We start from the raw sequence: 10,435 nt of genomic DNA, 5'->3' as shown, positions 1-10,435 counted from the left end.
TTATTTACAAACTAAATCGAAGATATTTCGGAGACAAACTATTCGAAAGGCTCATTATTGCTAATATTACAGCAGTATGATTAAAAACGGATATACATATTTAAATTAAACCATATAGACACATAGTTGTTTACTATAAAAAAATTAAGAGCAAATAGATTTTTCCTATTTGCTCTTTTTAATTGATAATTTAATTCACATTTTTATGTGCCTATGTGGTAAAAATATAAAGCATTAATTAAAAATTCTCATTTCTGAAAATATTTTTGATTTTGTTAATCTCATTTTGAACCATATTTTTTGATCGTTCTCCAAAGTGTAAAGTGTTCTCGATTTTGTTGTTGCCTTCCCAAGTAATCGCGATTCCACCGTTCGCAATTTCTTTTTTACAAAGAAAATCGGGAACGATTGAAAAACCCGAATTTCCACTTAAACAACGCACAATCGAACTAATATTCGGAACAATATAATTTGGTTTAAAGTCCGGATGTCGGTTAAAATTAGCTTTCCAAAAGTTATTCAAATGTTCCATATCCGCTGCTGTACTATACCAGATTTGCTGTTTCAACCAGTTTTCGGCTTCTTCGATTTTATTGTTTTTAATCAATTTTTTGAATTCAGAAGTATCAGTTCCGGTTCCATTAATCAAAACGATTTTTTCTTTGGAAAACGCTTCGAAATTCAGATTTTTAAGATTGGTTTTTCTTGGAGTGATAATCAAATCCAGCAATCCGTTATCCAAATCTGTAAACATCTGCTCATACATTCCAAAACGAATAATTACATTAAAATCAAATGTCGGAATATGCTTTTCCAACGTGAATTGAAAAGTTTCAAAACACATCCCAACGCTCACTGTTGGACGTTCGGTTTTTGTGGTTTTATGAAAAGTTTGTTCGGCAGTTTCCAATTTTAGAAGCGGTTCCAAAGTGAAATTGTAAAGTATCTTCGCTTTCTCTGTAGGAATGAGTTTCTTTGAAATCCTTTCGAACAAAGAGTAACCAACATAAGCTTCCAAGGAACCAATATGAAGGCTTACGCCGGGTTGGGAAATATATAATTCCTTCGCAGCTTTCGTATAAGACTGAGTTTCATAAACACTTTTAAAAGTTCTAAGCCATTCCAGATTTATCATTTTGCATCATAATTATAATGCAAATATATAATTTATATTATTTTTATAATTCATTTTTCTATCGGAAATTTGCATCATTAAATTATTAAATAGAAAATTCAATGAAAAAAATATTTGTAATCAACGGTGGACAAACTTTCGCACATTCTGGTGGAGCTTTCAACAAAACTATTACTAATTGGACTAAAGAGATTTTAGAAAATGAAAATTTTGAAATCAGAATTACGAATGTCAATGATGAATTTGATGCAGTTCAGGAAGCTGAGAATTTCAAATGGGCAGATATTATTATTTATCATTTTCCGGTTTGGTGGTTCCAAGTTCCTAATAGATTAAAGCTTTATATCGATGAAGTTTTTACGGCTGGTCATAACAACGGACTTTATAAAAGTGATGGACGTTCCAGAGTAAATCCGGCAATCAATTACGGAACTGGAGGTTTGATGCACGGAAAAAAATATTTCGTAACCACAAGCTGGAATGCGCCTGAAACAGCTTTCACTCTTGAAGGCGAATTCTTCAATCAGCATTCGGTAGATGAAGGGGTTTTATTTGGTTTTCATAGGATGAATGCTTTCACGGGAATGTCACATTTGGGAAGTTTCCATTTCCACGATATGGAAAAAGCAGCGACTCAGGAAAGAATAGATAATTACGAAATTGAATACAAAAATTATCTAAAAAAAGCTTTGAAAACTGAGGGATTTAAAGTGTTTAATTAATTAAATAAAATCAAAATGTCAATCTATTTAACAGCGATTTTAAAATCAAACAAAGAATCGATTCAGGATTTGAAATCAATTCTTGACAATATGGTTCTGAATACGAGAAAAGAAGAAGCTTGCGAAAAGTACGAATTACAGCACAGTCTGGATGACGAAACGGTTTTTATCTTTCACGAGATTTGGAAAAGCAAAGAAGGTTTGGATGCTCATAATCAACAACCTTACATTCAAGAATTTGTTGAAAAAGTTCCTGATTTATTAGAAAATCCGGCAGAAATTTATCTGGCGAAATTAGTTTAAAATAGAAACGCCTCGATTAATCGAGGCGTTTTTTATAATCCTATTTTCTTCATTACAAGATTCAGTTTTTGCTTCCACTCTGCGGGTTTTGTAGAATATCCTGAGGAAGCAATGGCTACGAACCAATCGTTATGATTTTGAGAACCTTTTAGATTTTGATAAAATTTCTTTTTCGCAACCCATTCACAAAAGGCGCGATAAGAAGCTTTGGAATCGGTAAAACTTTTGAATCTAGAATTGTTGATGTCATTTTTTCCAGTCATTCCAAAATGGTTGTTCAGCACTTTACACGCCGAACTTGTACCGCCACCTGTTTCCATATAAGCAATGGAAAGAATGACCGAAATCGGAATCCCAAATTCCTGAGAAAGCTCTGTCGCAAATGGTTTATGTTGATTGACGTAAGAATTCTGCGCAGAGATTTTCAAACTGAAAAACAGAACGAAAATCATTAATAATCTGATGTAGAAATTCTTCATATCGCAATCAATTTTATTCAGAAATCGGTTCGCTTTGGAAGAATGAAAAACTTACATTTCCATATTTTCTTGTGTCTTTCAGATTCGGATGAGCGAATTTTAATCTGCTTTGATGTTCCAGAATGAAAACGCCGTTTGGTTTTAATAATCCGTTATTCAAAACCAAATCAATCATTTCGTTGTATTTCTTTTCTTCTGTTTCGAAAGGTGCATCAGCAAAAATGATTTCGTACTTTTTATCGTGATTTCTTTTCTTTTTCAGCCATTCAAAAACATCTGCTCTTTGAACATTGACTTGCAATCCCATATCCAATTCATTGGCTGTAGAATTGATAAATCCTGCGTGTTTTGGATTCAGTTCAACAGACGTAATGTCCTGGCAATCGCGGGAAGCAAACTCCAAAGTTATCGAGCCAATTCCTGCAAATAAGTCTAAAACCGAGCAAAACTCAAGGTCATATTTGTTATCAATGATGCTAAATAATGCTTCTTTTGCAAAGTCGGTTGTTGGTCTTACATCGAAATTTTTTGGTGCTGCAATTTTCTTAGCTTTCCATTTTCCGCTGATGATTCTATACATAGATATTGAGTGATTAATTTCTTAATCTTTAATTTTAATTTAAAACGAAATTCTTTTTGTGAAGATTATCAAAAACGATTTTCAGGTTTGGAACAAATTTCTGCATTTCTGAGGTAAAAGTTTCATTCTCAGTTGTTTCTCCATAAATATAAAAATAAGTTTCAGAAATTCCGAAGTCAATTTTACTTAATGTAAACATTATGAAATACAGAAAATCTACTTCCGAAGCTGCATCCAGATTGTTATAAAGAATCACTTTTTTATTCTCAATTGCAAAAAATTCTGCTTGTTGATGATAAAGATTCACGTGGATTTCTTTTCTGTTTTTCACATTCAAAGAATTCAGAAACTTTTCACCAGAAAAATTAAAATGCGTTGGGATTTCCAACTGCTTTATTTTTTGATAAAAATCTTTCGGAAAGCTGTAATAAAACTGAATTCCAAATTTTTTATTGACAGAAAGCATTAGTTCTTCTGCATCTTTTTTAACATCAGAATTGTAGGAAATCAAATCATAGCCTAAATCGTGCTGGTCAAAACCATCTTCTACAATCGAAAAATGATTGATAGAAGATATCACAGAAACCTCAGAAAACTTTTCCGAAGCTAAGACTTCATTCAGTTTTTCTTCAACCAGATTTTTTGGTGTTTCTTCATCATCCTTAAGCCAGATTTTTTCTTCCAAAACCTTTTTGGATTTAGAAATCTGCCACTGCAAACCATCTTTCGTAAAAAGCAAGGATAATTTCCTCATATTTTTTGTTCTGAATATTTAATCGTTTTCAGTAAAATCTGAAAAACTGAGATTTGCAAAGTTAAAAAATTAAAACTTTACTATTTCAATCTCGGTCAATTCTTATATTATGGTTATCTTCGCAGTTAATTTGATTAATTCTAGGGATGAACAAGATATCATTTTTCTTAATATTATTAGTTTCTCAATTGAGTTTCTCTCAACAGTCCATCAAATTTGAAGATTCTGACTTTGCAACAATCTTAGCCAAAGCTAAAGCTGAAAAAAAAATAGTTTTTCTGGATGCTTATGCTGCTTGGTGCGGACCATGTAAATTGATGGAACGGAATGTTTTTACCGATAAAAATGTGGCAGAATATTATAATAAAAACTTCATCAATGCCCATTTTGATATGGAAAAAGGTGAAGGTCCAAATCTGGCTTCAAAATACGGAATCAGAAGTTATCCAACTTTATTATTTCTAAATGGAGAAGGTGAAATCGTTGCTAAGGAATTAGGTTATATCAAAACTGAGGAATTTCTGGAATTAGGAAAAAAGAATAATAAACCAAATCTTGTCAATACAAATTTAAAAGATGAATTTCTAAAAGGGAAATTAGACCAAGCCGGTTTATTTAATTTCATCAATCTATATGCAAGTAAAGACCCAGCTTTGGCAAAACAAGCTTCGGAAAAATATTTTACAAATAAAAAAGATAAAGAATTTTCTGGCGAAGAAGTCAACGCGCTTCTTAATTTTACTCAATCTGTGGATGATGCTAATTACAAAGTTTTTGTAGCTAACAAAGAAGGAATTACAAAACTTCTTCCAGAGAATAATTATAAACAGTTTGATAACTATCTTAAGTTGATGAAGTTAGTAACTTCTGCGACGGATGAAAAGACAAAAACAATCGATGATGCAAAAATCCTGAAAGAAGGCGAAGGATTGTTCCCAAAAGAAGAATTGACGAAAAGTCTAAATCTTTACAAATTGAACTATTACTCAGCTCACGATAATTTTCCAGCATACGAGAAAACGGCTTTAGAATATTACAAAAATCCTGAGGAATTCAATGCTAATGAATTGTTAGCTGCAGCAAGTACAATTGGTGAAAAATCTAAAGATGTCAAGTCTCTTCAGGCTGCAGCACGTTGGGCAGAAAAAGTAGTAATGTCTTCAGAAAACTATGATTCAGCAAGTATTTTAGCCGAATTATATTCTAAAATAGGAAAAAAAGATGAAGCTAAAATGTTTGCAGAAATGGCGATCAACTTCGCAAAAGAAGAAAACAAAGATGCTACAAAAATGAACGAAATCCTGAATAAAAAATAATGATGAAAAGACTTTTTTTACTGAGTTTCATTAGTATTATCACTTCCAGTTTTGCGCAAAAAAATGAAACTTATATTAAAGCAAACGCTTTATTTTTACCTGTAGGAATGCTAAATTTAGGTGTTGAGCACGGTTTTTCAGAACATATTACTGGACAGGCGGATTTATTTGTTTCGCCTTGGAAGTCTTTTGCTGGAAAACACGCTCAAGTTTATATGTTGGGTTTCAATGGAAGATATTATTTTAATGAAGCTTTCAAGAAGTTCTATGTTGGAGTTGATTTTTCTTTGGCGAGATTCAATATTCAAAAATGGGGTTATTGGAATGATAATTTTTATGTTCACAAAAATGGAGAAGTTACGCCTTACATCAACTCCAATCTTTATCAGAGAGGTTATTCTTTTATGCTGGGTGGAATTGCCGGTTATCAGTTTAGACTAAGCGATAGACTGAATATGGATGTTTATCTTGGGCTAGGAACAATGCAGAGTTTCTATAAAGGTTACGACAAGTTGAGTGGCGACCGATATGATACAGAAGGCGATTCTATGGGAAGAGAGACGAACAGAAGTGGAGAATTTCTTCCTTACAAAGGTGGACTTATGATTTCTTATAAACTTTAAAAAATGAATTTTAAAAATCCAAAATATATCGTTTTCGGAATCATCACATTCGTTATTATTTTCTTGATGAATTTTCTTGGAAGTGATGCGCCGGACAAATTATATAGAGCTATTTTAACAGCTTCGGTATCTGTGGTTGGCTTATTGCTAGGATTATGGATTTACAGCAAAAGAGACCAAAACGACGAACGTAACAATTTTGATTAATTAAACCGAATTTTTATGCAAATCGATTTACAATCGGGCAAAAAAATATATTTCGCTTCTGACCAACATTTCGGAGTTCCTGATTTGAAACAAAGCAGAATCAGGGAAGAGAAGTTTATCCGTTGGTTGGACTTGATTAAAAAAGATGCGCAAGTTCTTTTTTTAATGGGCGACCTTTTCGACTTTTGGCACGAGTGGAAATATGTTGTTCCAAAAGGTTACATCAGAGTTTTAGGAAAAATTGCAGAGCTAAAAGATTCCGGAATAGAAATCTATTTTTTCGTAGGAAACCACGATCTGTGGATGAAAAACTACTTCGAAGAAGAATTAGGAATTCCTGTTTATTTTGAAAAAAGATATTACGAAATTAACGGCAAAAAGTTTCTTTTAGCACACGGAGACGGACTTGGACCAGGCGACAAAGGTTATAAAAGAATGAAAAAAGTCTTTACCAATCCTCTGGCGCAATGGGCTTTCAGATGGTTGCATCCAGATATTGCAATGAGGATTGCAAATTATATGTCTCAGAAAAATAAATTGATTTCTGGTGAAGAAGACAAAGCTTTTTTGGGTGAAGACAAAGAATTTTTGATTCTCTATTCCAAAGAGAAACTGAAGACAGAAAAAATCAATTATTTTGTCTTTGGTCATCGTCATTTGCCAATGGTTTTGGATTTGAATGATTATTCCAAATATGTCAATCTTGGTGATTGGATTGTCTATTTTACTTATGGTGTTTTTGATGGAGAGAATTTTGAATTGAATACATTCGAAGGTTAAAAATTAAGTTGGAAAATGAAGCAGAATATTTTTGAAATTAAAACAGAAGAAGAATTTCAGGCGGCTTGTTTGGAGACTTTTCGTTATCAATATGAAAATGTTGAAGTTTATAGAAAATTTGTAGATTATCTCAATATTGATCCATTTTCAATAAGACAGGTCTCTGACCTGCCTTTTTTGCCGATTGAAATGTTTAAAAATCATTTGGTTTTAGATAAACATTCGCAGGCTGAGAATTATTTTCAAAGTTCCGGAACTACGCAAATGAATCGTTCCAAACATTATATTGCCGATTTCGCTTTGTATGAAGAAAGTATTTACAAAAGTTTTGAGCAATTCATTGGAAAACCCGAAGATTATATTTTTTTAGGTTTACTTCCCAATTATTCCGAGAATCCACATTCGTCTTTGATTTATATGATTGATTATTTGATTAAAAAATCTGATAAACCAGAGAACGGTTATTTTCTTTACAACCATCAGGAATTATTTGATTTACTTCAAACTTTGACGGATAAAAAAGTAATTCTTTTCGGAGTTTCTTTCGCATTGCTCGATTTCTTGGATTTCTGTACTTCAAACTCTCAAACTCTCCAATTCTCAAACTCTCTTACAGTTATCGAAACAGGCGGAATGAAAGGAAGAAAAGAGGAAATGACAAAAGATGAACTTTTGAAAATATTCCAAAAAGGTTTTAAAACGGAGAAGATTTATTCAGAATATTCGATGACAGAATTACTTTCTCAAGCCTATTCTTTAGGTGAAAATGTCTATAAAAGCCCAAATTGGATGCGAATCCTGATTAGAAATACAGAAGATCCTTTTTCTTATATTGAAGACGGAAGAACAGGCGCAATTAATATCATCGATTTGGCTAATAAACATTCTTGTTCATTTATTGCGACTCAGGATTTGGGTCGATTAGAAAACGGAACTTTTCAGGTTTTAGGAAGAATTGACCATTCTGACATTCGAGGTTGCAGTCTTTTGGTTTCTTAAATTTTTAATATTAAATTTAGAATTAAATAAAAAAACACAATTTTGAATCTAAAGTCTAATTTCTAATATCAGTTTGATGAGGTTTTTGTCCTTGATTTTATTGTTGTCGTTTTCTTTTTTCAAATCTCAGAAATGTTATGATTTGAAAACGGTTCTCAAAGTAGAACCCACCGAATTATACAAACCACATCTTTTGGCTTCTCAAAGTTTTAATGTCAATATTCTTGAGAATACAAAGTCCGTTGATAAGTATATTGCCAAAGGAAAATTCGTAAAAGTCAAGAAAAAATCCAGAGGTTACAGATTACAAGCTTTAGAGTATAGTCGTCCTTATCTCGTGAAAAAAGCCAGAACCACTCTGGAAAGAATGGCTAATCAATTTGCTACAAATACTAAGAGTTTCTTCGTAGTTTCTTCTGTTACCAGAACTCTGGAAGACCAATGCCGATTGAGAAAAGTCAATTCTAATGCGTCTTTGGGAATCAGTTCACATAATTATGGAGCTGCTTTTGATATCTCCTATGTTCGTTTTGATCATCAATTGAAAGTCAATCCAAAACTAGAAAAGGAATTGGGGAAATTGCTGGAGCAATACAAAAACTTAGGCAAAATCTTTTATATCAAAGAAAAGCAGCAGAGTTGTTATCATGTCACTGTTCGTAATTATTAAAGATTTGATGGATGTTGAAAATTGAAGAATTGGTTCATAATTTCATTAATGTCAATTGTGATTTTGATAAAGAAATTGTTTTGACCAATTTTTTTCATTCCGATTGGGAAGCTGATATTCTTTTAATTAATGATTCAGGTTTCAGTCACGAAATTGAAATTAAGTTGTCTAAATCTGATTTCAAAAACGATTTTAAAAAATTCTATACCAATCAAAAATCAGGAGAAAAATTTCTAAAGCACGATAAGATTGGTTGTGGCGATTATATCTGCAATTCCTTCAGTTTTCTTTTGCCAATGGGAATGATTGATCATCAAGATGTTCCAAAACATTGTGGCATTATAGAGTTTTATCACGATGAAGATAATTGGGAAACTACTTTTTATAAAATTCGCGAGCCAAAAGTGATTCATCAGGATTCTTATTGGAAATTATGTGACAAAGATTATTTTCTGAGAAATATGGCTCGTAATCTTCTCATCAAAAAGTTTGAACTGAAGGGAAAGAAAGAAGAATTAATCTTTAAAAATTATTTCGAAAGCAACAGCAAAAAATCATCGATTTAGTCAATCATTTTTATTCTATTTTTTGACTGACAAAATTTCTTTTTAATTTTTTATGGTTTATTTTTTGTGCCAATAGAATCATAAATAAAATTGAATCTATGGCTTTAAAATATTCGATTCTTGATTTGGCAACTATTGTCAAAGGAGATGATATCAATAAAACATTTCAAAAATCTGTAAAATCTGCACAGTTAGCCGAAAAGTTAGGTTTTACCAGATATTGGTTCTCGGAGCATCATAATTTCCCTAATGTGGCAAGTGCTTCTACTTCTATATTAATTGGACATATTGCTTCACAGACCGATACTTTGAGAATTGGCTCAGGCGGAATTATGCTTCCTAATCATTCCACTTTGTCTGTAGCGGAACAGTTTGGAACTTTGGATGGACTATTTCCAGGAAGAATAGACCTTGGTTTGGGAAGAGCGCCTGGAACAGATATGTTGACAGCAACAGCTTTGCGTGGCAACAATTTCAATCCCAATTATAATTTTGAATTCCATATCAGAGAACTTCAAAAATATATGTCTAATGAAAATTCAGAAGCAAAAGTAAGAGCAATTCCTGGTGAAGGAGCAGACGTTCCATTTTATATCTTGGGAAGTTCTACAGATTCTGCTTTTTTGGCAGCAAAATTAGGTTTACCTTATGCCTTTGCAGCGCATTTTGCACCTTCTCAATTGGAGGTTGCGTTAGAAATCTACAGAGAGCATTTCCAGCCATCTGAGTTTTTGGATGAGCCTTATGTGATGATTTGTATTAATATTATTGGTGCAGATTCTGTGGATGAAGCCCATTATTTATCTACATCACATTTTCAAGCTTTTGTTAATATTTTAACGGATCAGAGACAACCGCTTTTACCTCCAGAGGAAACAGAACTAGCTGATATTTCTGATGAAGTTGCTGTTCATCTTAATAGAATGGCCGCTAAAACTTTTGTTGGTGACAAAGAAACCTTGAAAGAGAAACTTAGCAAATTTGTAAAAGATTTTAAACCAAATGAAATTATTGTTTCCGGAAACATTTATGATTTTGATAAGAAACTAAAATCATACGAGATAGCCTCAGAAGTGATTAAGTCATTATAATTAAAAGAATCCGTCTCACAACTTGAGGCGGATTTTTTTGGTTATAATTGTTATTTTTTTGTATATTTATATCTGATAATAAGATATTTGTCTATGAATTTCAAGTATTATAACCAAAATCAGACGGTGTTGTTTCCGTATAGTTTTGAGGAGTTGATTCCCGATAATCATCCTGTTCGGATTGTCAATGATATTTTGGAGAGGATCAAT

At 32.4% G+C, this 10,435-nt stretch carries 14 protein-coding genes; 10 read left to right on the top strand and 4 right to left on the bottom strand.

The window, feature by feature from the left end; genetic code table 11:
- Nucleotides 1-238: 238 nt before the first annotated feature.
- On the bottom strand, nt 239-1,135 hold the full coding sequence (locus DRF58_RS17195; RefSeq protein WP_116037131.1) for a LysR family transcriptional regulator: 897 nt from the start codon (nt 1,133-1,135) through the stop codon (nt 239-241).
- A 101-nt stretch (nt 1,136-1,236) separates the two neighbouring features.
- Here DRF58_RS17195 and DRF58_RS17190 point away from each other — a divergent pair, with 101 nt between their 5' ends.
- Nucleotides 1,237-1,857, top strand: a complete 621-nt coding sequence (locus DRF58_RS17190) for an NAD(P)H-dependent oxidoreductase (protein WP_116037129.1) — start codon at nt 1,237-1,239, stop codon at nt 1,855-1,857.
- Between the two features lie 15 nt (nt 1,858-1,872).
- Nucleotides 1,873-2,160: a putative quinol monooxygenase gene (locus tag DRF58_RS17185; protein ID WP_116037128.1), complete on the top strand. Its 288-nt coding sequence runs from the start codon at nt 1,873-1,875 to the stop codon at nt 2,158-2,160.
- Between the two features lie 32 nt (nt 2,161-2,192).
- Here DRF58_RS17185 and DRF58_RS17180 read toward each other — a convergent pair whose 3' ends face one another.
- From DRF58_RS17180 to DRF58_RS17170, 3 genes are read right to left on the bottom strand one after another with little or no spacing between them, the layout of a single operon-like run.
- Nucleotides 2,193-2,639, bottom strand: coding sequence for a glucosaminidase domain-containing protein (locus tag DRF58_RS17180; RefSeq protein WP_116037126.1), 447 nt, complete (start codon nt 2,637-2,639; stop codon nt 2,193-2,195).
- A 13-nt stretch (nt 2,640-2,652) separates the two neighbouring features.
- Nucleotides 2,653-3,219: an RsmD family RNA methyltransferase gene (locus tag DRF58_RS17175; RefSeq protein ID WP_116037124.1), complete on the bottom strand. Its 567-nt coding sequence runs from the start codon at nt 3,217-3,219 to the stop codon at nt 2,653-2,655.
- A gap of 34 nt (nt 3,220-3,253) precedes the next feature.
- Entirely contained in the window at nt 3,254-3,973 is a 720-nt protein-coding gene (locus DRF58_RS17170) for a DUF3822 family protein (RefSeq protein ID WP_116037123.1), read from the bottom strand.
- 146 nt (nt 3,974-4,119) lie between these two features.
- Here DRF58_RS17170 and DRF58_RS17165 point away from each other — a divergent pair, with 146 nt between their 5' ends.
- From DRF58_RS17165 to DRF58_RS17130, 8 genes are all read left to right on the top strand, one after another.
- A complete protein-coding gene (locus tag DRF58_RS17165) occupies nt 4,120-5,289 on the top strand; it encodes a thioredoxin family protein (protein ID WP_116037121.1) in 1,170 nt (389 codons plus the stop codon).
- Entirely contained in the window at nt 5,289-5,912 is a 624-nt protein-coding gene (locus tag DRF58_RS17160) for a DUF3575 domain-containing protein (protein ID WP_245955562.1), read from the top strand. Before DRF58_RS17165 ends, DRF58_RS17160 begins: the two co-directional genes overlap by 1 nt.
- Before the next feature lie 3 nt (nt 5,913-5,915).
- Nucleotides 5,916-6,119: a hypothetical protein gene (locus DRF58_RS17155; protein WP_116037119.1), complete on the top strand. Its 204-nt coding sequence runs from the start codon at nt 5,916-5,918 to the stop codon at nt 6,117-6,119.
- 15 nt (nt 6,120-6,134) lie between these two features.
- Nucleotides 6,135-6,899: a UDP-2,3-diacylglucosamine diphosphatase gene (locus tag DRF58_RS17150; protein ID WP_116037118.1), complete on the top strand. Its 765-nt coding sequence runs from the start codon at nt 6,135-6,137 to the stop codon at nt 6,897-6,899.
- 15 nt (nt 6,900-6,914) lie between these two features.
- Nucleotides 6,915-7,898: a LuxE/PaaK family acyltransferase gene (locus DRF58_RS17145; protein WP_116037116.1), complete on the top strand. Its 984-nt coding sequence runs from the start codon at nt 6,915-6,917 to the stop codon at nt 7,896-7,898.
- A 142-nt stretch (nt 7,899-8,040) separates the two neighbouring features.
- On the top strand, nt 8,041-8,568 hold the full coding sequence (locus DRF58_RS17140; RefSeq protein WP_245955560.1) for a DUF5715 family protein: 528 nt from the start codon (nt 8,041-8,043) through the stop codon (nt 8,566-8,568).
- A gap of 11 nt (nt 8,569-8,579) precedes the next feature.
- Nucleotides 8,580-9,134, top strand: a complete 555-nt coding sequence (locus DRF58_RS17135) for a hypothetical protein (RefSeq protein ID WP_116037113.1) — start codon at nt 8,580-8,582, stop codon at nt 9,132-9,134.
- Between the two features lie 98 nt (nt 9,135-9,232).
- Nucleotides 9,233-10,225, top strand: coding sequence for an LLM class flavin-dependent oxidoreductase (locus DRF58_RS17130; RefSeq protein ID WP_116037111.1), 993 nt, complete (start codon nt 9,233-9,235; stop codon nt 10,223-10,225).
- Nucleotides 10,226-10,435: the final 210 nt, after the last annotated feature.

Source organism: Epilithonimonas hispanica (genome assembly GCF_003385395.1).
In the GTDB taxonomy this organism is placed as follows: Bacteria; Bacteroidota; Bacteroidia; order Flavobacteriales; family Weeksellaceae; genus Epilithonimonas; species Epilithonimonas hispanica.
The sequence above is the reverse complement of the archived record's forward strand: the minus strand, read 5'-3'. Positions and strand labels throughout refer to the sequence as shown.

Coding starts and splice junctions, on each gene's coding strand:
- DRF58_RS17135 (WP_116037113.1), top strand. CDS start 8,580: ATGTTGAAAATTGAAGAATTGGTTCATAATTTCATTAATGTCAATTGT.
- DRF58_RS17195 (WP_116037131.1), bottom strand. CDS start 1,135: ATGATAAATCTGGAATGGCTTAGAACTTTTAAAAGTGTTTATGAAACT.
- DRF58_RS17170 (WP_116037123.1), bottom strand. CDS start 3,973: ATGAGGAAATTATCCTTGCTTTTTACGAAAGATGGTTTGCAGTGGCAG.
- DRF58_RS17190 (WP_116037129.1), top strand. CDS start 1,237: ATGAAAAAAATATTTGTAATCAACGGTGGACAAACTTTCGCACATTCT.
- DRF58_RS17185 (WP_116037128.1), top strand. CDS start 1,873: ATGTCAATCTATTTAACAGCGATTTTAAAATCAAACAAAGAATCGATT.
- DRF58_RS17160 (WP_245955562.1), top strand. CDS start 5,289: ATGATGAAAAGACTTTTTTTACTGAGTTTCATTAGTATTATCACTTCC.
- DRF58_RS17175 (WP_116037124.1), bottom strand. CDS start 3,219: ATGTATAGAATCATCAGCGGAAAATGGAAAGCTAAGAAAATTGCAGCA.
- DRF58_RS17150 (WP_116037118.1), top strand. CDS start 6,135: ATGCAAATCGATTTACAATCGGGCAAAAAAATATATTTCGCTTCTGAC.
- DRF58_RS17155 (WP_116037119.1), top strand. CDS start 5,916: ATGAATTTTAAAAATCCAAAATATATCGTTTTCGGAATCATCACATTC.
- DRF58_RS17165 (WP_116037121.1), top strand. CDS start 4,120: ATGAACAAGATATCATTTTTCTTAATATTATTAGTTTCTCAATTGAGT.
- DRF58_RS17130 (WP_116037111.1), top strand. CDS start 9,233: ATGGCTTTAAAATATTCGATTCTTGATTTGGCAACTATTGTCAAAGGA.
- DRF58_RS17145 (WP_116037116.1), top strand. CDS start 6,915: ATGAAGCAGAATATTTTTGAAATTAAAACAGAAGAAGAATTTCAGGCG.
- DRF58_RS17180 (WP_116037126.1), bottom strand. CDS start 2,639: ATGAAGAATTTCTACATCAGATTATTAATGATTTTCGTTCTGTTTTTC.